The organism is Buttiauxella agrestis (genome assembly GCF_900446255.1).
GTDB lineage: Bacteria > Pseudomonadota > Gammaproteobacteria > Enterobacterales > Enterobacteriaceae > Buttiauxella > Buttiauxella agrestis.
This window is the reverse complement of the sequence record NZ_UIGI01000001.1, coordinates 3,866,141-3,891,307: the sequence shown is the minus strand read 5'-3', so window position 1 is coordinate 3,891,307 and position 25,167 is coordinate 3,866,141. Positions and strand designations below refer to the sequence as shown.

Genomic DNA, 25,167 nt, shown 5'->3' with positions numbered 1-25,167 from the left:
ATAATGGCACCGCATTGAAACAACAATAATTATTCCTTGAGCAGGGCGAATCATGGCGAAGCGTATTTTAGTCGTAGAAGATGAAGCTCCAATCCGTGAAATGGTGAGCTTTGTGCTCGAACAAAACGGTTTTCATCCTGTAGAAGCGGAAGATTATGACGCCGCAGTGAATCTGCTTATCGAACCCTTTCCGGATTTAATTTTACTGGACTGGATGTTACCGGGTGGTTCAGGTATTCAATTCATTAAGCATCTGAAACGTGAAGCATTAACACGTGAAATCCCTGTCATGATGCTGACGGCGCGTGGTGAAGAAGAAGACCGCGTGCGAGGGCTTGAAGTTGGGGCCGATGACTATATTACCAAACCGTTTTCCCCGAAGGAGCTGGTGGCACGCATTAAAGCTGTGATGCGCCGTATCTCTCCGATGGCGGTGGAAGAGGTGATTGAGATGCACGGACTGAGCCTGGATCCGTCATCGCACCGCGTCATGACCGGTGAGAACCCATTAGATATGGGGCCAACAGAATTTAAATTATTACACTTCTTTATGACGCACCCGGAGCGGGTGTATAGCCGTGAACAATTGCTTAATCATGTATGGGGCACCAATGTTTATGTCGAAGACCGAACGGTGGACGTACATATTCGGCGGTTACGCAAAGCGCTTGAACATAGCGGGCACGACAGGATGGTACAAACAGTACGCGGTACGGGTTATCGGTTCTCAACCCGCTTTTAATTCCTTGTCAGGAGAGTGACGCGTGCTGGAAAGGTTGTCATGGAAAAGGTTGGTGATGGAGCTGGTGCTCTGTTGCATACCTGCCGCCATCTTAGGTCTTATTTTCGGCCATTTACCGTGGTTTTTATTACTGGCAGTCACCGGACTGCTGGTTTGGCATTTCTGGAATTTACTGCGTTTATCGTGGTGGCTGTGGGTGGATCGCAGTATGACGCCGCCGCCAGGGCGCGGGAGTTGGGATCCCCTGTTGTACGGTCTTCATCAGATGCAGCTGCGCAACAAAAAGCGCCGCAAAGAGTTAGGCAATCTGATTAAGCGTTTTCGTAGCGGAGCCGAATCTCTGCCCGATGCGGTGGTTCTGACCACGGAAGAAGGGACGATTTTTTGGTGTAACGGTCTGGCGCAACAATTGCTGGGGTTACGCTGGCCGGACGATAACGGGCAGAACATCCTTAACTTGCTGCGCTACCCGGAATTTACTCGCTATCTGTCGCAAAAAGAGTTTTCACGTCCGTTAACTTTGGTACTCAATACGGGCCGCCATCTGGAGTTCCGTGTGATGCCCTACAGCGATGAGCAGTGGCTGCTGGTGGCGCGAGATGTGACTCAGATGCACCAGCTCGAAGGGGCGCGACGTAATTTCTTTGCTAACGTCAGTCACGAACTGCGAACGCCGCTCACGGTGCTGCAAGGTTATCTGGAGATGATGCAGGACCAGACGCTTGAAGGACCGCTGCGTGAGAAAGCATTAGGCACGATGCGCGAGCAAACTTCGCGCATGGAAGGGTTGGTTAAGCAGCTTCTGACCCTTTCAAAAATAGAAGCCGCTCCGGCGATGGTGCTCAATGAAAAGATTGATGTGCCGCTGATGCTGCGTGTTGTAGAGCGTGAGGCGCAAACTCTCAGCCATGAACGGCAGACGATACAATTTGATATCGACCCCACGCTGAAAGTCTTTGGCAATGACGAGCAACTGAGGAGTGCGATTTCCAACCTTGTTTATAACGCGGTCAACCATACGCCAGAAGGCACGCATATTACGGTGAGCTGGAAACGCGTGGCGGGCGGGGCAAGTTTTAGCGTGACGGATAATGGCCCTGGGATTTCAGCAGAACACCTTCCGCGCCTGACCGAGCGTTTTTACCGCGTCGACAAAGCGCGTTCGCGCCAGACGGGCGGCAGTGGGCTTGGGCTGGCGATAGTCAAACATGCTTTAAGCCACCATGATGCACGTCTGAATATTGAAAGCCAGCCGGGCAAAGGTTCGACGTTTTCCTTTGTTTTGCCCGAGCGGTTAATCGTTAGCGAGAAATAGACCGATAATCAGTTTTCGTCGGTCGGATAAGCGAAGCAACATCCGACACTAGCGCAATAAGTGTCAAAATAACTTTCCACAGGCCAATATTCTGGCCTGTGTTTTTTTTGCCCACATGTAAATCAAAAACACTCAATCGGTTATAATTTAACCACACAAAAGACCATGATCTTTTCCTATGATTAATCGAATCCACTGGTGATGCTGTTAATTTAAGGATATCAATCTGGTTTTTAGATCCGTTCTTGCCTTCAAACGCTATAAGCGTTTTAATTGCGGCCCTGTGATTGGTAGACCGACTGGATATGAGTGGTAATTCAAACAACTATTCTTCTCCACCGATCCCGGAAAGGATTTTCCGCTGTCGAGTCTACTGATTGCCGCTTTTATGCCGAGTTAACAGGTATAAAAATTTGAATACTTTCAACACCACACATCCACAGGCTGCAAATATTTTATGACCCATCATTTGAAATCTCGAGACATCCTCGCACTGGGCTTTATGACCTTTGCGCTGTTTGTCGGCGCAGGCAATATCATTTTCCCTCCTATGGTGGGGCTACAAGCAGGTGAACACGTTTGGATTGCATCGCTTGGCTTCCTGGTGACGGCTGTAGGCCTGCCGGTGCTGACTATTGTCGCCATCGCTCGTGTCGGTGGGGGCATTGATAGCCTCAGCTCGCCAATTGGCCGTCGTGCTGGTGTGTTGTTAGCCACTATCTGCTATCTGGCTGTTGGGCCGCTGTTCGCCACGCCGCGTACTGCTACCGTTTCTTTTGAAGTGGGAATTGCCCCGCTGGTTGGCACCGGTGAGTTACCGCTGTTTATCTACAGCCTGGTTTACTTTGCGATTGTGATCGGCGTTTCGCTGTATCCGGGCAAACTTTTAGACACCGTTGGCCATGTGCTGGCCCCGGTAAAAATTGTCGCGCTGCTGGCGTTGGCTGCGGGCGCAATGTTGTGGCCTGCGGGTGGTATCAGCACGGCGACTGAAGCGTATCAGAATGCTGCATTCTCAAACGGCTTCGTGAATGGTTATCTCACCATGGATACCCTGGCGTCGCTGGTGTTCGGCATAGTGATTGTCAACGCCGCGCGTTCGCGTGGGGTGACTGAATCTCGCCTGCTGACGCGCTATACCATTTGGGCTGGCCTGATTGCCGGTGTTGGCTTAACGCTGATTTATCTGGCTCTGTTCCGCCTGGGTTCAGACAGCGCAACATTGGTTGCCGACCAAAACGCGAACGGTGCCGCAATTCTGCATGCGTATGTGGCTCATACCTTCGGTGGCGCAGGTAGCTTCTTCCTCGCAGCTTTGATTTTCCTGGCTTGCATGGTCACGGCAATTGGCCTGACTTGTGCGTGTGCTGAATTCTTCAGCCAGTATTTGCCACTGTCATATCGCTCGCTGGTGTTTATCCTGGGTCTGTTCTCAATGGTGGTTTCCAACCTGGGTTTAAGCCATCTGATTCAGGTTTCAATTCCAGTGCTGACGGCAATTTACCCGCCGTGTATCGCGTTGGTGGTGTTGAGCTTCACCCGTCCGTGGTGGCATAACTCAACCCGCGTGATTGCTCCAGCAATGCTCATCAGCACCTTGTTTGGTATCCTCGATGGGATTAAATCATCGGCAATCAGTGATATCTTGCCCGCGTGGACCGCGCGTTTGCCTCTGGCCGATCAGGGGCTGGCATGGTTAGCGCCAACGGTGATCATGGTGGTTCTCGCCATCATTTGGGACCGCGCCGCAGGGCGACAGGTGGCTTCAACCGCCCACTAAAATTTTTGATTTTCTTTAACCACGGGGCTTTGCTCCGTGGTTTTTTTATTGTTAAGCAGGGTGTGGAATCAATGGAAAACGCTAATAAGCTCAAGCGCGGCTTGAGTACCCGGCACATACGCTTTATGGCGTTGGGTTCGGCAATTGGCACCGGGCTGTTTTATGGCTCGGCAGACGCTATCAAAATGGCTGGTCCAAGTGTGTTGCTGGCTTACATCATCGGTGGTGTGGCGGCATATATTATTATGCGCGCGCTGGGCGAGATGTCGGTTCATAACCCTTCAGCCAGTTCTTTCTCTCGCTACGCGCAAGATAACCTCGGCCCGCTGGCAGGCTATATCACCGGCTGGACCTACTGTTTCGAAATCCTGATTGTGGCAATTGCGGATGTCACCGCGTTTGGCATCTACATGGGGCTGTGGTTCCCGGCGGTGCCACATTGGGTTTGGGTGTTGAGCGTGGTGTTAATCATTTGCGCCATCAACCTGATGAGCGTGAAGGTGTTCGGCGAGCTTGAATTCTGGTTCTCGTTCTTTAAAGTTGCCACCATCATCATCATGATTGCTGCCGGTATTGGCATCATCGTGTGGGGGATTGGCAATGGCGGTCAGGCTACGGGGATCCACAATCTGTGGACCAACGGCGGCTTCTTCAGCAATGGCTGGATAGGCATGATTATGTCGTTGCAGATGGTGATGTTTGCCTATGGCGGCATTGAAATCATCGGTATTACGGCTGGCGAAGCGAAAGATCCGCAAAAATCTATCCCACGCGCTATCAACTCCGTTCCATTGCGTATCCTGGTGTTCTACGTGGGCACGCTGTTTGTCATCATGTCGATTTACCCGTGGAACCTGGTGGGAACAGAAGGTAGCCCGTTTGTGCTGACTTTCCAGCATATGGGGATTAACGCTGCGGCAGGCATCCTGAACTTCGTGGTGATTACCGCGTCCCTTTCAGCGATTAACAGCGACGTGTTTGGCGTGGGGCGTATGTTGCACGGCATGGCGGAGCAGGGCAGCGCGCCGAAAGTGTTCGCTAAAACTTCACGTCATGGCATTCCTTGGGTGACAGTATTAGTCATGTGCTTCGCGCTGTTACTGGCGGTGGTGCTGAACTATCTGATTCCAGAAAACGTCTTCCTGGTGATTGCATCGCTGGCAACCTTTGCCACGGTATGGGTATGGATAATGATTCTGCTGTCGCAAATCGCTTTCCGTCGCAAGCTTTCACCGGAAGAAACCAAAGCGCTGAAATTCCCGGTTCCGGGTGGGATTGCTACCACCATCGTTGGCCTGATATTCCTGGTGTTTATTATTGGGTTAATTGGCTGGCATCCAGACACTCGCATCTCACTGTATGTGGGCTGCGTATGGATTGTCATGCTGCTGGTGGGCTGGATGTTCAAGCGGCGCCAGATATTGGCTGCGAGCGAAAGCAACAGCTGAGTTTAAGCACCGATAAACGGTGGATGGCGTAAAACGTCATCCGCCGTATCACTACATCTCCGGGCACTCGACCTTACTTATCGCATCCCAGTAGTTTTTCTCGTTATTGCGCTCCAGAGCAATCCTCGCATCCCGGATATACCGCTTATTGTCTTCGTTGGAGAGGATTTTATTCCCCCACGCTTCATCCGACATTTTCTTTTGTGGATGGCAGGTCTTTTTTAAGTCAACCGTAATCTGTTGTTTATACTTGCCAAATTCCAGACCTTCGTACGGCGAACTGGCGAGTGTATTGGCCGAGTAAACGACGAAAAGAAACAGGGTGAGGTTGCGGGCGATAGACATTTCAATTTCCTCAGGCAGTGAGAATGTTCTCACTATAGGTAGCGCTAACTTATTAAGCAAACGGCTTAATTTCTCCACCCCCGCATTCCACCCCCAATAAAAATAGTAATGATGAGTGATCCCCAGCTACGCTGTGGCAAGGTGGCGCAAATTAATTATCTGGGGACACGATTATGTTGAATGCCTGGCACCTTCCGGTGCCCCCTTTCATACAAACACGTAAAGATAAGCTGCACATCACGTTATGGGTTTCCGGCACTGACTTACCGCAGCGTGTCGTTTTGCGCTATGAAAAAGATAACGAAGAAACCTCGCTTCAAATGACTCGTCAGAAAGCGGCTCCTGAAAGTGGAGTGGTCGCCTGGCGCGGAGTGATTGATTTATCCGAAGGCCAGCCGCGCCGCCGCTATAGCTTCAAGCTGTTGTGGCTGGATAAACAGCGCTGGTTTACGCCGCAAGGTTTGAGTTCTATTCCTCCTGCACGCCTCGAGCAATTTGCGGTCGATCTTCCTGATGATGGCCCGCAATGGGTGCAGGATCAGGTTTTCTATCAGATTTTCCCCGATCGTTTCGCTCGCAGTGAGCAACGCACGCCGGAGCAGGATCAGGTTTATTATCACCACGCTGCTAAACGCGACATTATCTTGCGTGACTGGAATGAACCGCTGATCGCTGACGCTGGTGGATCAACTTTCTATGGCGGCGATCTGGACGGTATCAGCGAACACCTGCCGTATCTCAAGATGCTGGGCGTCACCGCGCTGTATCTCAATCCGATATTTACCGCGCCGAGCGTCCATAAATACGATACGCAGGATTACCGCCACGTTGATGTCCAGTTTGGTGGCGACCATGCATACCTGCGGCTGCGGAAAAATACGCAGCGTTACGGTATGCGTCTGATGCTCGACGGTGTATTCAACCATAGCGGCGACACTCATCAATGGTTCGATCGCCAGCAAACGCACAGCACTGGGGCCAGCCACAATCCACAATCACCCTGGCGGGATTTTTACAGCTATAACCAAGATGGGCGCGCACTCGACTGGCTCGGCTATTCCAGTTTGCCCAAGCTTGATTACCAGTCAGCTTCGCTGGTTGACGAAATTTACCAGGGCGAAGACAGTATCGTGCGCCACTGGTTGCGGGAACCATGGGGCATCGACGGTTGGCGGCTTGATGTGGTGCACATGCTCGGCGAAGCGGGGGGCGCGAAGAACAATTTGCTGCATGTCAGCGGTATCACCAAAGCGGCAAAAGAAACCCACCCGGAAGCGTATATTTTGGGCGAGCATTTTGGCGATGCGCGTCAATGGTTGCAGACCGATGCCGAAGATGCGGCGATGAACTATCGCGGTTTCACTTTCCCAATCTGGGGATTCCTCGCGAACACGGATATTTCCTACGATCCGCAACATATCAACGCCCAAACCTGCATGGCGTGGATGGATGAGTATCGCGCCGGACTTTCTCACCAGCAGCAACTGCGGATGTTTAACCAGCTCGATAGCCATGATACCGCGCGCTTTAAATCGATCCTTGGCAAAGATGTCGCACGTTTACCGTTGGCCGTGGTGTGGCTGTATTGCTGGCCGGGCGTGCCATGCGTTTATTACGGCGATGAAGTGGGCCTCGATGGTAACAACGATCCCTTCTGCCGCAAGCCTTTCCCGTGGAACCCGGATCATCAGGATCTGGATTTGCTCGCACTTTACCAACGTCTTGGAAAGCTACGCCACAAAAGTCGTGCTTTGCGCCACGGTGGTTGCCAGGTCATTTATGCTCAGGGTGATGTGGTGGTATTTGTTCGTGTCTATCAGGGCGAGCGGGTACTGGTGGCAATCAACCGCGGTGAAAAAACGGCGGTTAATTTGCCGTGGGAGCCATTGCTAAACAACAAAGCCTGGACTCAGCTTGAAGGTGAAGCGAGTTTTGAAAATCATCAGCTTTCGTTGCCAGAAGTTTCTGTTTCGGTGTGGCGTTGTCAGTGATTCTGTAACCGGTTTCCCTTTTGCCAGGCGGAGGGGAAAACCGGTGCTATTCTTATTCTTCGTCCCCCTGCTTAAGACCCGATTAAGTTAGACATTTCCAGATCTCATGCCAATTGGGAGGCAGTACTGCGTGCTTTCTCCTTAATTAATCTGATGAAATTTAAGGAAACCTGATGTCTATACGTGAACTTCTCGACCCAACTAACTCCACACTGATCTTTATCGATCACCAACCGCAAATGTCGTTTGGTGTTGCTAATATCGATCGCCAGACCTTGAAAAACAACACGGTAGCGCTCGCCAAAGCTGGCAAGATTTTCAACGTTCCCACTATTTTTACCTCGGTTGAAACCAAAAGCTTTAGCGGCTACATCTGGCCTGAACTGCTGGCGGTACATCCTGAAATTACCCCGATTGAACGCACCTCGATGAACTCATGGGAGGACGCCGCTTTTGTCGCGGCGGTGAAAGCGACCGGGCGCAAAAAACTGGTGATTTCTGCATTGTGGACTGAAGTGTGCCTGACTTTCCCGGCATTAATGGCGCTGGAAGAAGGATTTGAGGTTTACGTCGTTACGGATACTTCGGGCGGGACTTCTGTGGACGCACACGAGCGCTCGATTGACCGTATGGTGCAAGCTGGTGCGGTGCCCGTCACCTGGCAGCAAGTGTTGCTCGAATATCAACGTGATTGGGCACGCCGCGATACCTACGATGCGGTGATGGACCTGGTGCGCGAGCATAGCGGCGCATATGGCATGGGGGTCGATTACGCCTACACCATGGTTCATGGCGCATCGGAACGGAAAGCCTGACAGATGGCTGACAATAATACGGTCACGCTGGTGATTACTCACGCCCTGCTACCGGGGCAGTCTACGCGCTACGAAGAGTGGCTCGCGAAAATCATGCCTGCGGCGGCGCGCTATCCTGGGCACCTTGGCGTACATGTTATTCGCCCAACCTCGGGAAATGCTGTTTACAACATCGTTATCCGCTTCGACACGCTGGAAAATCTCACCACCTGGACGAAATCGGCGGAGCGGGAGGCACTCGTTGATGAGATCAAACCGATCCTGAGTCAGGACGATCATCTGGAAGTCCGCACTGAAAACGTTTTTTGGTTCACTCCGGAAACGCCGACCGTAAAACGTCCGGCAAAGTGGAAGCAATTCCTGATAACGCTGGCGGTGATCTTCCCCAGCACCAATGTTGTCCCGCGAATCACCGCTGTGATTTTCCCGTCCTGGCATGGCTCGCTTTTGTTGCACTTCATTAACGATGCGCTGGTTGTCGCGCTGGTGGTCTGGATTTGGATGCCAGGTATGACGCGGCTGTTTGCGGGCTGGTTGAAAAAATAACGTTTCACTGCGGAGAACAGGTTATGTCGCAATCTGCTTCATTAATTCTCACGAACGGACAATTTCACACCCTTGATAGCGAAGCGCCGTTGGCGCAAGCGGTGGCGATAAAAGACGGCAAAATTATCGCTGTGGGTAACGAATCATGGGTAATGAGTTTTGCTGACGAGCAAACACAACGGGTCGATCTCAAAGGCCATACCGTCATTCCCGGTCTCAATGACTCGCATCTGCATCTGATTCGTGGTGGGTTGAACTACAACCTCGAATTACGTTGGGAAGGCGTGCCTTCCCTTGCAGATGCACTGCGTATGCTGAAAGAGCAGGCTTTACGCACGCCATTCCCGCAATGGGTGCGCGTGGTCGGCGGCTGGACGGAATTTCAGTTTGCCGAGCGCCGTATGCCAACGCTTGAAGAACTCAATGAGGCTGCACCGGATACGCCCGTTTTTGTGTTGCATCTCTACGACCGCGCACTGTTAAACCAGGCCGCGTTAAAAGCAGTGGGATACACCAAAGAGACGCCAAATCCACCGGGTGGCGAAATCATGCGCGACCGCAATGGCAATCCAACCGGAATGTTAATAGCCAAACCGAATGCGATGATTTTGTACTCAACGCTGGCAAAAGGGCCGAAATTACCGCTGGAAATGCAGGTAAATTCGACGCGCCAGTTTATGCGCGAACTCAACCGGCTGGGCATCACCAGCGCGATTGATGCCGGGGGCGGGTTCCAGAATTACCCGGAGGATTACCAGATAATCGACCAGCTTCATGCGCAAAAACAGATGACGGTGCGTATCGCCTATAACCTTTTTACCCAGCGTCCGCAGCATGAGCTGGAGGATTTTGAAAAATGGACGGATATGCTCAAACCGGGGCAGGGGACGGATTTCTATCGCGCCAATGGTGCCGGAGAAATGCTGGTCTTTTCCGCCGCCGACTTTGAGGATTTCTTGCAGCCGCGCCCGGATTTGCCCGATGGGATGGAACAAGAACTGGAGCGCGTGGTGCGCCATCTGGTCGAGCATCGCTGGCCGTTCCGCCTACATGCGACTTATAACGAGTCCATCAGCCGCATGCTGGATGTGTTTGAGAAGGTGAATCGCGATATCCCGTTTGACGGTTTGCACTGGCTTTTTGACCACGCGGAAACCATCACTGAAAAGAATATCGAACGCGTTAAGGCGCTAGGCGGCGGGATTGCCGTTCAGCATCGTATGGCGTTTCAGGGGGAATATTACGTCGCACGGTACGGAGCAGATGCGGTTAAACAGACACCACCGATAGCCAAAATGCTGGCTGCGGAATTACCTGTCGGCCTGGGCACTGATGCAACGCGTGTGGCGAGCTATAACCCGTGGACGGCACTGTACTGGCTGGTTTCCGGGCGTACCGTGGGTGGAATGCAAATGTATGACGACAATAATCGTCTGTCGCGTGATGTGGCGCTTGAGCTATGGACGGCAGGGAGTGCGTGGTTTTCCAGCGAACAAGGTAAAAAAGGGCGCATTAAAACCGGGCAACTGGCCGATTTGGTCGTCCTTTCAAAAGATTATTTCAAAGTGACGGAAGAGGAAATTAAAGGCATTGAGTCGGTGTTGACGCTGGTGGATGGCAAAGTGGTTTATGCCGCTGGCATGTTTACGCCCCTGGCTCCTCCTCCGATTCCCGTGTTACCCGAATGGTCGCCAGTCGTAAATGTGCCTGGGCACTATCGAGCCGAACCGCCCGCAGCGGCAAAAGTGGGTATGACGGCGCAAGTTCATCAATGTTGTGGGAGCTGTAATGTGCATGGTCATCAACATGATGCAGCACGAAAATCGGCGATACCGGTTTCTGACGAAGGGGCGTTCTGGGGCGTGATGGGCTGTTCTTGTTTTGCGTTTTAAGCAGAAAAAACCATTAAAAAAGGCCGCTTGCGCGGCCTTTTTGTCAAAAACGTTTAGCGATTACAGGCTAGAAACGTTTTCGCTCAGGTATTTAGCAACGCCGTCTGGAGACGCGTTCATGCCTTCTTTACCTTTTTCCCACTGAGCTGGGCACACTTCGCCGTGCTCTTCGTGGAATTGCAGCGCGTCAACCATACGCAGCATTTCATCAACATTACGGCCCAGCGGCAGGTCGTTAACAACCTGGTGACGCACGATACCGTTTGTGTCGATCAGGAAAGAACCACGCAGAGCAACGCCTGCGTCTGGATGTTCGATGCCATAAGCTTTCTGAATTTCACGCTTAATGTCAGCAACCATCGCGTATTTCACTTCGCCGATGCCGCCGTTCTCAACAGGGGTTTTACGCCATGCGTTGTGAACGAACTCGGAGTCAAAAGATACACCAACGACTTCTACGCCACGTTTCTGGAATTCTTCGTAACGCTTGTCGAACGCAATCAGTTCAGACGGGCACACGAAAGTGAAGTCCATTGGCCAGAAGAACACAACGGTGGTTTTACCATTGGTGTGTGCTTTGAAGTTGAAGTTTTCAACGATTTCGCCACTGCCGAGAACGGCTGCAGCGGTAAAGTCAGGGGCTGGACGAGTAACCAGGACCATATGTACTCCTGTTAATTTTGTTAAAGTGAGTGTTAACGCAACGGGGGGAGTATAGGGGCGGCAATCCCTCTAACTCAAGCATACTGCGCCAATTAATCAGATAGGATTTACCTATCAAAAAATGAATATTCACACAGCGGCGATCCAAAATAGCCCTTTTTAGTAAAAGGGCAAGTATTTAATCGTGGTGCTGCGACAGGCTACAAACTCTTTCGTTCGGCCAGTTCCATCATGCGCGGGTAAAACTGCCAGAACAGCTCCTCTAGCTCGTTATAATGGGTATCGAGATCCTGCCAGGAGGCTCGCAAAGCATCGAGTTTTGGTCTACGCGACGCCATCCCATTGAGAACATTCGCAATAAAGGCCATGTCGCTGTAACGCTCGAGCCAGCGCTCGTCCCACAAATACTGATTAAGATTGATAAAACGGGGTGGGGTATCTGACAGGAAGGGTTCGATCCTGGTTCGTGCATAAGCGACAAATTCCGGCAGAGGGATCGTGGGGTTCAGGGTTTGCCAGTGTCGTGACACAAAATGATCCCACATCACATCAAGCGTTATTGGCGCGACGCGTCGGGTTTCCGGGCGGAACCATTGCCGCGCAATCGCCACTTCCGGTAAGTTATCGGTTAGCACATCAACCCGGCGGTGCATGCGAATTCCCGCTACTACGTCGCCCGGGAAACTTTCATCCGGGTTTCCACGCACAAAATCAGCCAGCAGATTTCCGAGAAGGGAACTGTCAGCAAGGCTTGCGAGATGTAAATGGGCGAGAAAATTCATAGTTACCTTATCCGTAAATGGCGTAAGGGAGGCTTATTCCTTGCAGGGAAAGCCCCCTGGCACTAGACTGTAGCGCCACTTTTTAAGTCTTGAGTTCTAAACCATGCGTGTTGCCGATTTTTCCTTTGAATTACCTGAATCCTTGATTGCCCATTATCCACAAGCACAGCGGAGTGGGTGTCGTTTGCTGTCGCTGGAAGGGCCGACGGGTAATTTAACGCATGGCACTTTCACCGATTTGCTCGACAAGCTCAACCCTGGAGATCTGCTGGTCTTTAACAATACCCGCGTCATCCCGGCACGCCTTTTTGGCCGTAAAGCGAGCGGTGGTAAGATTGAGGTGCTGGTCGAGCGTATGCTGGATGACAAGCGCATTCTCGCGCATATCCGCGCCTCTAAAGCACCGAAACCGGGCGCTGAATTGCTGCTGGGCGATGATGAAAGCGTACACGCCACCATGGTTGCGCGCCACGATGCGCTGTTTGAAGTGCAGTTTGAAGATGAGCGCAGCGTGCTGGATATCTTAAACAGCATCGGCCATATGCCACTGCCGCCGTATATCGATCGCCCGGATGAAGAGTCTGACCGCGAACTTTATCAAACCGTGTACAGCCAGAAACCAGGGGCTGTAGCCGCACCGACCGCTGGTCTGCATTTTGATGAACCGCTGCTGGAAGCGCTGCGTAATAAAGGCATTGAGCAAGCGTTTGTCACGCTGCACGTAGGAGCCGGGACATTCCAGCCAGTGCGCGTTGACAGCATTGAAGACCACATCATGCATTCTGAATATGCGGAAGTGCCTCAAGATGTCGTTGATGCTGTATTGGCCTGTAAAGCACGTGGTAATCGCGTTATCGCGGTTGGTACCACATCGGTTCGTTCGCTGGAAAGTGCGGCTCAGGCAGCAAAAAATGACCTGATCGAACCTTTCTTTGGTGATACTCAAATCTTCATCTACCCAGGTTATCAATACAAAGTGATTGATGCGCTGGTGACCAATTTCCACCTGCCGGAATCGACGCTGATCATGCTGGTTTCCGCGTTTGCTGGTTATAAAAACACCATGAACGCCTATAAAGAAGCCGTAAGTTCCGAATATCGCTTTTTTAGTTACGGGGATGCGATGTTCATCACGTACAATCCGCAGGCGATAAATGAGCGCCCAGGCGCTTAATCATTGAATTCTACGCCGCTGGCTAACGCCAACGGCGTTTTGGCTTAATCATCAGACTGTTTATCTGATGCAGGAGAAAATGTGAAATTTGAATTAGATACCACCGATGGACGCGCCCGCCGTGGCCGTCTGGTGTTTGACCGTGGCGTAGTAGAAACGCCAGCTTTTATGCCAGTTGGCACTTACGGCACCGTAAAAGGGATGACGCCGGAAGAAGTTGAAGCCACGGGTGCGCATATTATTCTGGGCAACACTTTCCACCTGTGGCTGCGTCCTGGCCAGGAAATCATGAAGTTGCACGGTGACTTACATGATTTCATGCAGTGGAAAGGCCCAATCCTGACTGACTCCGGCGGTTTCCAGGTGTTTAGCCTGGGCGATATCCGTAAGATCACCGAAGCTGGCGTGCATTTCCGCAACCCAATCAACGGCGATGCGATTTTCCTCGATCCTGAAAAATCTATGGAAATTCAATACGATCTCGGTTCCGATATCGTCATGATCTTTGATGAATGTACGCCGTATCCAGCAGACTGGGATTACGCTAAGCGTTCAATGGAAATGTCTCTGCGTTGGGCACAGCGTAGTCGCGATCGCTTTGATTCTCTTGAGAATAAAAATGCGCTGTTTGGCATTATTCAGGGTAGCGTTTACGAAGATTTACGAGATATCTCCGTAAAAGGTCTGGTAGAGATTGGCTTTGATGGCTACGCTGTCGGCGGCCTGGCGGTAGGTGAGCCGAAGGAAGACATGCATCGAATCCTTGAGCATGTTTGCCCGCAAATCCCTGCTGACAAGCCTCGTTACCTGATGGGCGTAGGGAAACCGGAAGACCTGGTTGAAGGTGTTCGTCGCGGTATTGATATGTTCGACTGCGTGATGCCAACCCGTAATGCACGTAATGGCCATCTATTCGTCACCGACGGCGTGGTGAAAATCCGTAATGCGAAGTATAAAGATGATACTTCGTCGCTGGATTCTGAGTGTGATTGCTATACGTGTCGCAATTATTCACGTGCCTACTTGCATCATCTTGACCGTTGCAACGAAATACTCGGCGCGCGGCTCAACACTATTCATAACTTGCGCTATTACCAGCGTTTAATGGCTGGTTTACGCAAGGCCATTGAAGAGGGTAAATTAGAGCACTTCGTGAGTGATTTTTACGAGCGAACCGGTAAACCAGTTCCACCTTTGAATGTTGATTAATTTAATAATGAGGGATTTTTAATGAGCTTTATCATTTCTGATGCGGTTGCTGCAACAGGTGCTCCGTCGCAGGGTAGCCCGTATTCTTTGATTCTTATGCTGGTGGTATTTGGTCTGATCTTCTATTTCATGATCCTGCGCCCACAGCAAAAGCGTACCAAAGAGCATAAAAAACTGATGGACTCCATCTCTAAAGGGGATGAAGTGCTGACTACCGGTGGTCTGGTTGGTCGCGTAGTGAAAGTAGCTGAAACTGGCTATATCTCTATCGCGCTGAACGACACGACTGAAGTCGTTATCAAGCGTGATTTCGTAGCTGCCGTTCTGCCGAAAGGCACTATGAAGGCGCTGTAATATTCGTTTTTCCCTAAGGGAACTACCGTGCTAAACCGCTATCCTTTGTGGAAGTACATCATGCTGATCGTCGTCTTTGCCGTCGGTCTGCTATACGCACTTCCCAACCTATATGGTGAGGATCCGGCAGTTCAGATCACTGGCGCGCGCGGCGTCGCCGCCAGTGAGCAAACGCTGATCCAGGTCCAGAACACCTTAAACGCAGAAAAAATAACCGCTAAGTCTGTGGCGCTGGAAGAAGGTGCGATCCTTGCACGCTTTGATACCACTGACACGCAACTGCGTGCTCGTGAAGCGCTCATGGGCGTCCTTGGCGATAAATACGTTGTCGCTCTTAACCTTGCTCCAGCTACTCCTCGCTGGTTATCTGCCATTTCCGCAGAACCGATGAAACTCGGTCTTGATTTGCGTGGTGGCGTGCACTTCCTGATGGAAGTTGATATGGATACCGCCCTGAGTAAACTCCAGGAGCAGACCATTGATAACTTGCGCACCGATTTGCGCGACAAGAGCATCGCTTACACCAACGTGCGTAAAGCCGATAACTATGGTGTGAATGTTGTCTTCCGTGACAGCAAAACGCGCGATGACGCTATCTCTTATTTAACTCCACGCCATCGTGATCTGGTGATTTCTGCTCAGGGCAGCAACGCAATGCGTGCTGTAATGACAGATGCTCGCCTGAGCGAAGCGCGTGAATATGCCGTTCAGCAGAACATTAATATTCTGCGTAACCGTGTAAACCAACTGGGTGTGGCTGAACCTCTGGTACAGCGTCAGGGTGCGGACCGCATCGTCGTTGAACTGCCAGGTATTCAGGACACAGCGCGTGCGAAAGAAATTCTTGGTGCGACTGCAACGCTTGAATTCCGTCTGGTTAACACAAACGTAGATGCTTCCGCTGCGGCTTCTGGCCGTGTGCCGGGCGATTCCGAAGTGAAAGATACCCGTGAAGGTCAGCCGGTTGTACTTTACAAGCGTGTGATTCTGACCGGTGACCACATCACTGACTCGACTTCCAGCACTGATGAATACAACCAGGCTCAGGTGAACATTTCACTTGATAGCGCGGGCGGTAACATCATGTCTAACTTCACCAAAGACAACATCGGTAAGCCGATGGCGACTCTGTTTGTGGAGTACAAAGACAGCGGTAAGAAAGATGCAACCGGTCGTGCGATTCTGGCGAAACAAGAAGAAGTTATTAACGTGGCGAACATTCAGTCACGTCTGGGTAACAGCTTCCGTATCACCGGCATCAGCAACCCGAACGAAGCGCGTCAGCTTTCTCTGCTGCTGCGTGCTGGTGCGTTGATTGCGCCTATTCAGATTGTTGAAGAGCGTACCATCGGCCCAACTTTGGGTATGGAAAACATCAAGCAAGGTCTGGAAGCGTGTCTGGCTGGTCTGGCTGTTTCAATCATCTTTATGCTGTTCTTCTATAAGAAGTTTGGCCTGATTGCGACCTCAGCACTGTTGGTTAACCTGGTGATGATTGTTGGGATTATGTCCCTGTTACCAGGGGCGACGCTCACTATGCCAGGTATTGCGGGTATCGTGTTAACCCTTGCGGTGGCGGTGGATGCCAACGTACTGATAAACGAACGTATTAAGGAAGAACTTAGTAACGGACGTTCGGTACAGCAGGCTATCCACGAAGGCTACCAGGGTGCGTTCAGCTCTATCTTCGATGCCAACATTACGACGCTTATCAAGGTCATCATCCTGTATGCCGTAGGCACCGGGGCAATTAAAGGCTTTGCAATCACAACCGGTATTGGTGTGGCGACGTCCATGTTTACCGCCATCGTCGGTACCCGTGCCATCGTAAACCTGTTGTACGGCGGCAAACGCATCAACAAGCTGTCTATCTGAGGAGTGCGTTGTGGCACAGGAATATACTGTTGAACAATTAAACTACGGCCGTAGAGTCCATGACTTTATGCGCTGGGATTTCTGGGCTTTCGGTATCTCCGGGTTCCTGTTAATCCTTTCTATCGCCATTATCGGTGTGAAAGGTTTTAACTGGGGTCTGGATTTCACTGGCGGTACGGTTATCGAAATCTCGCTGGAAAAACCAGCAGATTTAGACCAGATGCGCGAAGCACTGCAGAAAGCGGGCTTTGCGGAGCCGCTGGTTCAGAACTTCGGTAGCAGCCGTGACATCATGGTGCGCATGCCACCTGCCCAAGGGGAAACCGGTGGGCAAGTGCTGGGCAGCAAGGTTGTTCAGGTTATTAACGAAGCGACTAACCAGAATGCTGGCGTAAAACGTATCGAATTTGTCGGCCCAAGTGTGGGTGCGGATCTGGCTCAGAATGGTGCACTGGCGTTGTTAGCCGCGCTTATCTCGATTCTGGTTTATGTTGGCTTCCGCTTTGAGTGGCGTCTGGCTGCGGGTGTGGTAATTGCGTTGATGCACGACGTGGTGATTACTCTGGGCGTGCTGTCGCTATTCCACATTGAGATTGACCTGACAATCGTCGCATCGTTGATGTCAGTTATCGGTTACTCACTGAACGACAGTATCGTGGTATCGGACCGTATTCGTGAGAACTTCCGTAAGATTCGTCGTGGTACGCCGTATGAAATCTTCAACGTTTCTTTGACGCAAACGCTGCATCGTACGTTGATTACTTCTGGTACTACTTTAGTCGTGATTCTGATGCTGTATCTCTTCGGTGGAGCAATGCTGAAAGGCTTCTCCCTGACGATGCTCATCGGTGTTTCTATCGGTACGGTTTCTTCTATCTATGTCGCGTCTGCACTGGCGCTGAAACTGGGCATGAAGCGTGAGCACATGCTGCAGCAGAAAGTAGAGAAAGAAGGCGCGGATCAGCCGTCGATTCTGCCTTAATCATTAGGTCGTTCACTGATAGTAAAACCGCAGCCCTGGTGCTGCGGTTTTTTTTCGCCAGCGTAAATTGCAGACATAAAAAAGCCAGTCGATTGACTGGCTTAATTGACTTGGCGAGCTATTTAGAAGTTGTAACCAACCACGAAGTAACCACCCCAACCGGTAGAACGCACGTTGAAATCACCATCACCGAAGTTCAGGCTGGCGTTATCTGCCCACTGACCACCGTTGTGCCAGTAACGAGCAACCACAGAGTAATGCCAGTGATCGTAGTTCAGCGCAAGGATATGGCTTGAAGCGATGGAGTTGCTGGTACGGGCGTGTTTGCCCTTATTATCGATGAAGTTGTCATCGCCCAGATCAGAACCCCAGTCGAAGTTGGTGAAGCCGATGTAGCTCAGATTACCGCCCCACAGGGAAGTAATCGGCACAAAGTATTTCACTTTGAAACGGTAGCCATCCCACTCGTTTTCGTTGGACGCGCCATAGTTCTGCCACTGGTATTTTGCATACACGTTCAGAGACAGGCTCATCGGCAGACCGGTGTCGATGTCAGTACCCAGACCCATGTACCAGGTGTTTTGTTTGCTGGCATCGTCGCCGTGAGCACCCATATCGTAGATATAGTTGTTGGCGATGTACCATTCTTTAAATGGACCAAATGCCAGGCTGGTGCCGGTCAGCTTGTCGATAGAGAAGCGGGGTTCGATCTCCATAAACATACGAGAACCGTCATCCCAGATACCCTTATCGTTGCCGTTGCCCCACTCGAAGGTTTTTGGAATATCGATGTAGCCATAAAAATCTAACCAATCTTTTTTGGCAAACGCTTCATATTCCAGGTAGACGTCGTTAGTGATTTTTGGTCCGAAACGAGTGTGGTAGCTGCCTACCACGTTGACACTTTGGTGCCACCAATCAGAGAGGTATTCAGTATTTTTTGCATCGTCGGCCTGAGCCGTGAAAGAACTTGAAAGCGCCAGGACGGTACTAGCCGCCAAAATAATTTTTTTCATAATATTTTATGCCACTGTTTTTACATGAATCCCGTGAGGGCAGGAGGTGAGTGATCACCAAGGTCATCAACCATTCAGCTGGTTTCTTATTGACGCGCCTATTATAGAAATCCCTGCTCACAAAAATATGTTTCATTTCACATTATCGCCACATGCGTAATCGATTGCGTTCACGTTTGCGCACATTAAAAACGGGCGGGATTCTACCTGCTTCGTAAATTTAAGCAAATGAATGGGGCAAAGTTACAAATATATGTGACTCAGATCACTGGATTTATTGGCGGTAAGGCAGGTCGTTTGTCACACTTTCTCTGGCAAGATGTAACAAAAAACGCAGATGTTACTGAGGCTTACCCCCACCGGCGTGAGGGTTGCGGAGATTATTGCGCGGGCAATGCCTGTGAAGGGTCTACAGGCTGAATGTCATGAATACGCACGAAACCGGGTTGATCGGGTGAAAGCCCTGAAAGTTGCAATGGAATGCTGACATCGCTCGGCGCTAAGACGCTGGCAGGCGCGCTGAATTGTTGCGACTGGACGTTCACTTCCTGGTAGTTATCGGTTGTGCCCTGAATCTGCCCCCATTCTACTTTGCCAGTGAAAGCAGGCAGCGGATCATTCGACTCGCCCTTAATAATGAGCATCACCCGGCTGCCGTTGGCCTCAGGGGTGATGCTGCTCAGAGACATTTGCAAATTACCCAACTGGCTGTTCAGGCGAGCGGGCGTTTTGGAGCCGGGTAGCAAATAAACGCCAGTTGTTGATTTGGCATTGAGCGAATTTTGTTGCGTCAGCTTGACGGTCTGGTCGGTGAGTTGGGTCATTTCTTTATTTAACGAACCCACTTCGCTCTTCATCTGGCGAACTTCAGTTTGTTGGGCGCAGGCGCTGAGGCTTACCAGGCTGCTAACCAGGAGAATTCTTAGGTAACTCTTTGTCATCGCTAATTTTTCCTTAAAGTTTCGTCCTGATTTAAGCGTAGCCTGCCAGGAATGAAAAGTCATATTTCTTAGCATTACGTGGCGTTGCCTTTGTACTACCGCTACTTCGCGGTAAACTATTCTCCATTTGAAAAATCATTCAGGACGCGCCATGCATTGCCCATTCTGTTTCGCAGTAGACACCAAAGTGATTGATTCCCGGCTTGTCGGCGAAGGGTCTTCCGTGCGTCGTCGCCGTCAGTGCCTGGTTTGTAATGAACGTTTCACGACGTTTGAAGTGGCAGAGCTTGTTATGCCACGCGTAGTGAAAAGTAATGATGTTCGCGAGCCGTTTAATGAAGACAAACTGCGCAGCGGTTTTTTAAAAGCGCTGGAAAAGCGCCCTGTCAGTTCCGATGACGTAGAAATGGCGATAAACCATATCAAATCCCAGTTACGTGGCACCGGCGAGCGTGAAGTGCCGAGCAAAATGATCGGTAATCTGGTGATGGAGCAGCTCAAAAAACTCGATAAAGTGGCCTATATCCGCTTTGCTTCGGTTTATCGCAGCTTTGAAGATATCCGTGAATTTGGCGAAGAAATCGCCCGCTTACAGGATTAATGCTGATGTCGCTTGATGAAAAATTTATGGCGCGTGCTTTGCAACTGGCAAAGCGCGGACGTTTCACTACCATGCCGAACCCGAATGTTGGCTGCGTGATTGCCAAAGATGGTGAAATCGTTGGCGAAGGTTTCCATTTTCGTGCGGGCGAACCTCATGCAGAAGTTCACGCGTTGCGTATGGCGGGCGACAAAGCACAAGGTGCCACGGCGTATGTCACGCTGGAACCTTGCAGCCATCATGGGCGCACACCACCTTGCTGCGACGCTTTAATTGCTGCCGGAGTGAAGCGGGTGGTTGCCGCGATGCAGGATCCGAATCCGCAAGTCGCCGGGCGTGGTTTATACCGTCTGCAACAGGCTGGCATTGATGTCAGCCACGGCTTGATGATGAACGAAGCCGAGGCCATTAACCGCGGTTTCCTGAAGCGTATGCGTACTGGCTTCCCTTATATTCAACTTAAACTTGGTGCATCGCTGGATGGACGTACCGCCATGGCGAGCGGCGAAAGTCAGTGGATCACCTCGCCTGAATCACGCCGCGATGTGCAGCGTCTACGTGCGCAAAGTGCCGCGATTCTTAGCAGCAGTGCCACGGTTCTGGCGGATAACCCTTCATTAACCGTACGCTGGAATGAATTAGATAGCGCCACACAGGCGGTATATCACGAGGAAAACCTGCGTCAGCCGACACGCATTATTCTGGACCGTGAAAATCGAGTGTCGCCGCAACATAAAATTATCACGCAAGCGGGGGAGACCTGGCTTGCCCGTTGCAATGCAGACCAGCAAACGTGGCCCGAAGGGGTTGAGCAGTTTATCGTGCCGGAGCATAACGGCCACCTGGATCTGGTGGTGATGATGATGCTGCTGGGCAAGCGCCAGATAAACTCTATTTGGGTAGAGGCGGGCGCCACCCTCGGCGGCGCGCTGCTGCAGGCAGGTCTGGTTGATGAACTGATTGTCTACGTTGCGCCAAAGTTATTAGGCAATGATGCGCTTGGCCTGTGTAACCTGCCGGGGCTTGAAAAACTCGCTGATGCGCCCGAATTTAGCTTTAGCGAAGTTCGTCAGGTCGGCCCAGATTTGTGCCTGCATTTGACACCGCGATACGCGCGTTAGTAAAACGTAAGCAGCCGCGAAAAGATTATGATAAAATCCGCCCCCCTAACGGGGCTAAACAGAACCGGAAAGGAAGAATATGAACATCATTGAAGCAGCCGTTGCTACTCCAGACGCTCGCGTCGCCATCACCATCGCGCGTTTTAATAACTTCATCAATGACAGCCTGCTTGACGGTGCGATTGACGCCCTGAAACGTATTGGCCAGGTTAAAGATGAAAATATCACTGTGGTCTGGGTTCCGGGTGCTTATGAGTTGCCACTGGCGGCAGACGCACTGGCGAAAACCAAGCGTTATGACGCAGTGATTGCGCTGGGTACGGTTATCCGTGGCGGCACAGCTCACTTTGAATATGTTGCTGGTGGTGCCAGCAACGGCCTGGCGCATGTTGCTCAGGAAACGGGTATTCCAGTCGCCTTTGGCGTGCTGACCACTGAAAGTATTGAACAAGCCATCGAACGCGCTGGCACAAAAGCCGGTAACAAAGGTGCAGAAGCTGCACTGACCGCGCTTGAAATGATTAATGTATTGAAAGCCATCAAGGCCTGATTTTTTGTAAGGGGAAATCTGTGAAACCTGCTGCTCGTCGCCGTGCCCGTGAGTGTGCCGTTCAGGCGCTTTACTCCTGGCAGTTATCTCGAAATGACATCGCTGATGTCGAATACCAGTTCCTGGCGGAACAGGACGTCAAAGACGTTGACGTTAACTACTTCCGCGAACTGTTGGTCGGGGTGGCTACTAACAGCGCGTATCTGGATGGGCTAATGAAGCCTTATCTGTCCCGTCAGCTCGAAGAGTTGGGTCAGGTAGAAAAAGCGGTTCTGCGTATCGCACTGTTTGAACTGGCTAAGCGTGATGACGTGCCATACAAAGTGGCGATTAACGAAGCCATCGATCTTGCGAAAACCTTCGGTGCCGAAGACAGCCACAAGTTCGTGAATGGTGTACTTGATAAAGCTGCTCCGCAAATTCGTCCCCGCAAGAAATAATCTCCAGGCCGGTTAATCCCGGCCTGTTTTTCATTCCTTTATTAAACTCAGAGGCATTACGCATGGCATGCGGTGAGTTTTCTCTGATTGCCCGTTATTTTGATCGCGTAAGCAGTTCCCGTCGCGATGTGGAAACCGGAATCGGCGATGATTGTGCATTGCTGACGATAGCCGAGAAGCAAGTCCTCGCGATCAGCACCGATACGCTAGTCTCAGGCATCCACTTCCTGCCGGATATTGACCCTCGTGATTTAGGCTACAAAGCGCTGGCGGTTAATTTAAGCGATTTGGCTGCTATGGGCGCCGATCCGGCCTGGCTGACGCTGGCTATTACCCTTCCTGAAGTCGATGAAAGCTGGCTTGAAGCCTTCAGCGACAGCCTTTTTGAACAACTCGATTACTACGATATGCAGCTGATTGGCGGCGATACCACGCGTGGCCCACTCGCGATGACACTAGGCATTCATGGCCTCGTGCCAGCGGGTCGTGCTTTAAAACGCAGCGGTGCGCGTCCTGGCGACTGGATTTACGTGACGGGTACACCTGGCGATAGCGCCGCAGGTCTGGCTATTTTGCAGGACCGTTTAGCGGTTAAAGATGCTACACACTCTGCTTACCTGAAAAAGCGCCATTTGCGACCGACGCCGCGAATCCTGCATGGTCAGGCATTACGTGATTTAGCGAGCAGCGCCATTGACCTGTCTGACGGGCTAATTTCCGATTTAGGTCATATCCTTAAAGCCAGCGAGTGCGGGGCGCGTATCGATCTCGACGCTCTGCCATATTCGACCGCCTTAAAAGAAAACGTCAGCGCAGAACGTGCGTTGCAGTGGGCGCTTTCGGGTGGCGAAGATTACGAGTTATGCTTTACGGTCCCGGAAATGAACCGTGGCGCACTGGATGTTGCGATAGGCAATCTGGGTATTCCATTTACCTGTATCGGTCAGGTTGGGCCTGAGTCTGAAGGGCTACAGTTTTTGCAAAATGGCAAACCGGTAACGCTGGACTTAAAAGGATATGATCACTTTGCTCCGCTCTAAAGATGTGGCTAAAAGCCGTCTCAAGCTCAGCAATCCGTGGCATTTACTTGCTACCGGTTTTGGCAGTGGGTTAAGCCCGATTATGCCTGGCACCGTGGGGTCGCTTGCGGCGATCCCGTTCTGGTATTTGATGACTTTCCTGCCGTGGCAGGTCTATTCCATGGTCATCATGCTCGGTATTTGTATCGGTGTTTATCTTTGCCATCAGACTGCACGCGACATGGGCGTTCATGACCATGGCAGTATCGTGTGGGATGAGTTTATTGGCATGTGGATTACCCTGATGGCGCTGCCTGTTAACGACTGGCGCTGGGTGGCCGCAGGATTTATAGCGTTTCGCATTCTTGATATCTGGAAGCCATGGCCTATTCGTTGGTTCGATCGCAACGTTCACGGCGGTATGGGGATTATGGTGGATGATATTGTCGCAGGTGTGGTTGCTGCGGGGATTATTTACCTGATTGGGCACCATTGGCCGATTGGTCTGTTCTGATTTAGAACAACCCTCTCCTGGGGAGAGGGTTAGCGTGAGAGAAACTTATTTAAATCCAACCCTTTCATGCGGTTGATAAACCGTTTCCAGCTCGGCAATCTCTTCTGGCTTCAGCGTTAGATCCACCGCCCCAAGCAAATCATCCAGCTGATGTTCGCGAGAAACCCCAATAATCGGTGCCGCAATACCTCGTTTACTCAGCAGCCAAGCCAGCGCAACCTGCGCACGCGACACGCCTTTATCATCGGCGACATTCGCCAGGCGTTCGGCAATCATTGCATCGTTATCTTTACTGGCGTCATAGAGATTTTTACCAACCTCATCTGACACTGAACGCGCCGTGGTATCGCCCCACGGGCGAGTCAATTTGCCGCGAGCCAGTGGGCTCCAGGGGATCACCGCGATCCCTTGTTCGTAGCACAGGGGTAGCATATCCAGCTCTTCTTCACGATAGATCAGATTGTAGTGATCCTGCATGGTGGCGAAACGCGCCCATCCATGTTGATCCTGCAAGGCCAGCGCCTGCGCGAGTTGTGAACTGTGCATTGATGAAGCGCCGATATAACGCGCCTTGCCTGCTTTTACGACATCATTGAGCGCTTCAAGCGTCTCTTCAATGGGCGTGTTGTAATCCCAGCGGTGGATTTGCAGCAGATCCACATAATCGGTGCCGAGGCGGCGTAGGCTGTCGTCTATCGAACGCATAATTTGCGGACGCGAAAGGCCTTCCGCTAAATCACCGACCGGGAAGTACACTTTGGTGGCGAGAACGGCATCTTCACGACGCATGAAATCTTTAAGGGCGCGCCCGACAATCTCTTCGCTGCTACCGTCGGAATAACTATTGGCGGTATCAAAGAAATTAATGCCGTTATCAATGGCGTGCTTGATGATGAGGCGGCTGCTCTCTTCGGGAAGCGTCCAGGCGTGATTGCCACGGTCTGGCTCACCAAAGGTCATGCAACCCAGGCAAAGGCGGGAAACCTTGAGGTCTGTTTTTCCTAACGTGTTGTATTGCATGGTTCCACTCCGGCTATTCAGGTTCATTAAGC

25 protein-coding genes are annotated in these 25,167 nt (G+C 51.4%); 19 read left to right on the top strand and 6 right to left on the bottom strand.

All coding sequences use genetic code 11. From position 1 onward, the window contains the following. The first annotated feature begins 52 nt into the window (after positions 1-52). The 4 genes from phoB to proY all read left to right on the top strand — a co-directional run bounded on the left by phoB (position 53) and on the right by proY (position 5,285). Positions 53-742: a phosphate response regulator transcription factor PhoB gene (gene phoB / locus DY231_RS18355; RefSeq protein ID WP_115630572.1), complete on the top strand. Its 690-nt coding sequence runs from the start codon at positions 53-55 to the stop codon at positions 740-742. Positions 743-764: 22 nt separating this feature from the next. After that, the gene (gene phoR / locus DY231_RS18350; RefSeq protein ID WP_115630570.1) at positions 765-2,057 is read left to right on the top strand and encodes a phosphate regulon sensor histidine kinase PhoR; all 1,293 of its coding nucleotides are present in this window, start codon (positions 765-767) and stop codon (positions 2,055-2,057) included. Between the two features lie 457 nt (positions 2,058-2,514). Further along, the gene (gene brnQ / locus DY231_RS18345; protein WP_034493681.1) at positions 2,515-3,837 is read left to right on the top strand and encodes a branched-chain amino acid transporter carrier protein BrnQ; all 1,323 of its coding nucleotides are present in this window, start codon (positions 2,515-2,517) and stop codon (positions 3,835-3,837) included. Positions 3,838-3,908: 71 nt separating this feature from the next. Further along, a complete protein-coding gene (proY, locus tag DY231_RS18340; protein ID WP_034493825.1) occupies positions 3,909-5,285 on the top strand; it encodes a proline-specific permease ProY in 1,377 nt (458 codons plus the stop codon). Between the two features lie 51 nt (positions 5,286-5,336). On the opposite strand, the gene DY231_RS18335 is transcribed toward proY, so the two are convergent. Then, on the bottom strand, positions 5,337-5,630 hold the full coding sequence (locus DY231_RS18335; protein WP_115630568.1) for a YicS family protein: 294 nt from the start codon (positions 5,628-5,630) through the stop codon (positions 5,337-5,339). Between the two features lie 173 nt (positions 5,631-5,803). Here DY231_RS18335 and malZ point away from each other — a divergent pair, with 173 nt between their 5' ends. The 4 genes from malZ (at position 5,804) to DY231_RS18315 (ending at position 10,874) form a co-directional block, all read left to right on the top strand. Then, complete coding sequence (gene malZ, locus DY231_RS18330) at positions 5,804-7,621, top strand: maltodextrin glucosidase (RefSeq protein WP_147295654.1); 1,818 nt, start codon at positions 5,804-5,806, stop codon at positions 7,619-7,621. A gap of 173 nt (positions 7,622-7,794) precedes the next feature. Next, entirely contained in the window at positions 7,795-8,436 is a 642-nt protein-coding gene (locus DY231_RS18325) for a hydrolase (protein WP_115630563.1), read from the top strand. A 3-nt stretch (positions 8,437-8,439) separates the two neighbouring features. Then, positions 8,440-8,982: an antibiotic biosynthesis monooxygenase gene (locus DY231_RS18320; protein ID WP_115630561.1), complete on the top strand. Its 543-nt coding sequence runs from the start codon at positions 8,440-8,442 to the stop codon at positions 8,980-8,982. 23 nt (positions 8,983-9,005) lie between these two features. Then, entirely contained in the window at positions 9,006-10,874 is a 1,869-nt protein-coding gene (locus DY231_RS18315; RefSeq protein WP_115630559.1) for an amidohydrolase, read from the top strand. A gap of 60 nt (positions 10,875-10,934) precedes the next feature. Here the strand turns inward: DY231_RS18315 and DY231_RS18310 are convergent, their stop codons facing one another. Both DY231_RS18310 and acpH read right to left on the bottom strand, forming a co-directional pair. After that, a complete protein-coding gene (locus DY231_RS18310) occupies positions 10,935-11,537 on the bottom strand; it encodes a peroxiredoxin C (protein WP_115630557.1) in 603 nt (200 codons plus the stop codon). A gap of 200 nt (positions 11,538-11,737) precedes the next feature. After that, a complete protein-coding gene (acpH, locus tag DY231_RS18305) occupies positions 11,738-12,319 on the bottom strand; it encodes an ACP phosphodiesterase (protein ID WP_115630555.1) in 582 nt (193 codons plus the stop codon). A gap of 103 nt (positions 12,320-12,422) precedes the next feature. On the opposite strand from acpH, the gene queA reads away from it, so the two are divergent. From queA to secF, 5 genes are all read left to right on the top strand, one after another. After that, on the top strand, positions 12,423-13,493 hold the full coding sequence (gene queA, locus DY231_RS18300; RefSeq protein WP_034493688.1) for a tRNA preQ1(34) S-adenosylmethionine ribosyltransferase-isomerase QueA: 1,071 nt from the start codon (positions 12,423-12,425) through the stop codon (positions 13,491-13,493). A gap of 81 nt (positions 13,494-13,574) precedes the next feature. After that, a complete protein-coding gene (tgt, locus tag DY231_RS18295) occupies positions 13,575-14,702 on the top strand; it encodes a tRNA guanosine(34) transglycosylase Tgt (protein WP_115630553.1) in 1,128 nt (375 codons plus the stop codon). 21 nt (positions 14,703-14,723) lie between these two features. Then, the gene (gene yajC / locus DY231_RS18290) at positions 14,724-15,056 is read left to right on the top strand and encodes a preprotein translocase subunit YajC (RefSeq protein WP_064556985.1); all 333 of its coding nucleotides are present in this window, start codon (positions 14,724-14,726) and stop codon (positions 15,054-15,056) included. A 27-nt stretch (positions 15,057-15,083) separates the two neighbouring features. After that, complete coding sequence (secD, locus tag DY231_RS18285) at positions 15,084-16,931, top strand: protein translocase subunit SecD (protein ID WP_072011135.1); 1,848 nt, start codon at positions 15,084-15,086, stop codon at positions 16,929-16,931. Positions 16,932-16,941: 10 nt separating this feature from the next. Next, a complete protein-coding gene (gene secF, locus DY231_RS18280) occupies positions 16,942-17,913 on the top strand; it encodes a protein translocase subunit SecF (protein WP_034493692.1) in 972 nt (323 codons plus the stop codon). A 122-nt stretch (positions 17,914-18,035) separates the two neighbouring features. Here the strand turns inward: secF and DY231_RS18275 are convergent, their stop codons facing one another. Both DY231_RS18275 and DY231_RS18270 read right to left on the bottom strand, forming a co-directional pair. After that, positions 18,036-18,929, bottom strand: coding sequence for a nucleoside-specific channel-forming protein Tsx (locus DY231_RS18275; protein ID WP_115630551.1), 894 nt, complete (start codon positions 18,927-18,929; stop codon positions 18,036-18,038). 380 nt (positions 18,930-19,309) lie between these two features. Next, a complete protein-coding gene (locus tag DY231_RS18270) occupies positions 19,310-19,870 on the bottom strand; it encodes a SadB/YajI family lipoprotein (protein ID WP_115630549.1) in 561 nt (186 codons plus the stop codon). Positions 19,871-20,021: 151 nt separating this feature from the next. Between DY231_RS18270 and nrdR the strand changes: the two genes are divergently transcribed. From nrdR to pgpA, 6 genes are all read left to right on the top strand, one after another. Continuing rightward, on the top strand, positions 20,022-20,471 hold the full coding sequence (gene nrdR / locus DY231_RS18265) for a transcriptional regulator NrdR (RefSeq protein WP_034493695.1): 450 nt from the start codon (positions 20,022-20,024) through the stop codon (positions 20,469-20,471). A 5-nt stretch (positions 20,472-20,476) separates the two neighbouring features. Next, positions 20,477-21,592, top strand: coding sequence for a bifunctional diaminohydroxyphosphoribosylaminopyrimidine deaminase/5-amino-6-(5-phosphoribosylamino)uracil reductase RibD (ribD, locus tag DY231_RS18260; RefSeq protein WP_115631889.1), 1,116 nt, complete (start codon positions 20,477-20,479; stop codon positions 21,590-21,592). Between the two features lie 79 nt (positions 21,593-21,671). Beyond that, on the top strand, positions 21,672-22,142 hold the full coding sequence (ribH, locus tag DY231_RS18255; RefSeq protein WP_034493696.1) for a 6,7-dimethyl-8-ribityllumazine synthase: 471 nt from the start codon (positions 21,672-21,674) through the stop codon (positions 22,140-22,142). A gap of 20 nt (positions 22,143-22,162) precedes the next feature. Next, complete coding sequence (gene nusB, locus DY231_RS18250; RefSeq protein ID WP_034457944.1) at positions 22,163-22,582, top strand: transcription antitermination factor NusB; 420 nt, start codon at positions 22,163-22,165, stop codon at positions 22,580-22,582. Positions 22,583-22,644: 62 nt separating this feature from the next. Then, positions 22,645-23,622, top strand: a complete 978-nt coding sequence (gene thiL, locus DY231_RS18245; RefSeq protein ID WP_115630547.1) for a thiamine-phosphate kinase — start codon at positions 22,645-22,647, stop codon at positions 23,620-23,622. Beyond that, a complete protein-coding gene (gene pgpA, locus DY231_RS18240) occupies positions 23,600-24,115 on the top strand; it encodes a phosphatidylglycerophosphatase A (protein WP_115630545.1) in 516 nt (171 codons plus the stop codon). The genes thiL and pgpA overlap by 23 nt, the downstream gene beginning before the upstream one ends. Before the next feature lie 45 nt (positions 24,116-24,160). Here the strand turns inward: pgpA and DY231_RS18235 are convergent, their stop codons facing one another. Then, positions 24,161-25,135 (bottom strand): aldo/keto reductase, encoded by a 975-nt coding sequence (locus DY231_RS18235; protein ID WP_034493699.1) that lies wholly within the window; start codon positions 25,133-25,135, stop codon positions 24,161-24,163. Positions 25,136-25,167 lie beyond the last annotated feature (32 nt).

Coding starts and splice junctions, on each gene's coding strand:
- DY231_RS18335 (WP_115630568.1), bottom strand. CDS start 5,630: ATGTCTATCGCCCGCAACCTCACCCTGTTTCTTTTCGTCGTTTACTCG.
- DY231_RS18310 (WP_115630557.1), bottom strand. CDS start 11,537: ATGGTCCTGGTTACTCGTCCAGCCCCTGACTTTACCGCTGCAGCCGTT.
- DY231_RS18270 (WP_115630549.1), bottom strand. CDS start 19,870: ATGACAAAGAGTTACCTAAGAATTCTCCTGGTTAGCAGCCTGGTAAGC.
- phoB (WP_115630572.1), top strand. CDS start 53: ATGGCGAAGCGTATTTTAGTCGTAGAAGATGAAGCTCCAATCCGTGAA.
- yajC (WP_064556985.1), top strand. CDS start 14,724: ATGAGCTTTATCATTTCTGATGCGGTTGCTGCAACAGGTGCTCCGTCG.
- proY (WP_034493825.1), top strand. CDS start 3,909: ATGGAAAACGCTAATAAGCTCAAGCGCGGCTTGAGTACCCGGCACATA.
- DY231_RS18315 (WP_115630559.1), top strand. CDS start 9,006: ATGTCGCAATCTGCTTCATTAATTCTCACGAACGGACAATTTCACACC.
- DY231_RS18235 (WP_034493699.1), bottom strand. CDS start 25,135: ATGCAATACAACACGTTAGGAAAAACAGACCTCAAGGTTTCCCGCCTT.
- ribD (WP_115631889.1), top strand. CDS start 20,477: ATGTCGCTTGATGAAAAATTTATGGCGCGTGCTTTGCAACTGGCAAAG.
- acpH (WP_115630555.1), bottom strand. CDS start 12,319: ATGAATTTTCTCGCCCATTTACATCTCGCAAGCCTTGCTGACAGTTCC.
- DY231_RS18325 (WP_115630563.1), top strand. CDS start 7,795: ATGTCTATACGTGAACTTCTCGACCCAACTAACTCCACACTGATCTTT.
- brnQ (WP_034493681.1), top strand. CDS start 2,515: ATGACCCATCATTTGAAATCTCGAGACATCCTCGCACTGGGCTTTATG.
- DY231_RS18275 (WP_115630551.1), bottom strand. CDS start 18,929: ATGAAAAAAATTATTTTGGCGGCTAGTACCGTCCTGGCGCTTTCAAGT.
- ribH (WP_034493696.1), top strand. CDS start 21,672: ATGAACATCATTGAAGCAGCCGTTGCTACTCCAGACGCTCGCGTCGCC.
- nrdR (WP_034493695.1), top strand. CDS start 20,022: ATGCATTGCCCATTCTGTTTCGCAGTAGACACCAAAGTGATTGATTCC.
- queA (WP_034493688.1), top strand. CDS start 12,423: ATGCGTGTTGCCGATTTTTCCTTTGAATTACCTGAATCCTTGATTGCC.
- pgpA (WP_115630545.1), top strand. CDS start 23,600: ATGATCACTTTGCTCCGCTCTAAAGATGTGGCTAAAAGCCGTCTCAAG.
- thiL (WP_115630547.1), top strand. CDS start 22,645: ATGGCATGCGGTGAGTTTTCTCTGATTGCCCGTTATTTTGATCGCGTA.
- DY231_RS18320 (WP_115630561.1), top strand. CDS start 8,440: ATGGCTGACAATAATACGGTCACGCTGGTGATTACTCACGCCCTGCTA.
- malZ (WP_147295654.1), top strand. CDS start 5,804: ATGTTGAATGCCTGGCACCTTCCGGTGCCCCCTTTCATACAAACACGT.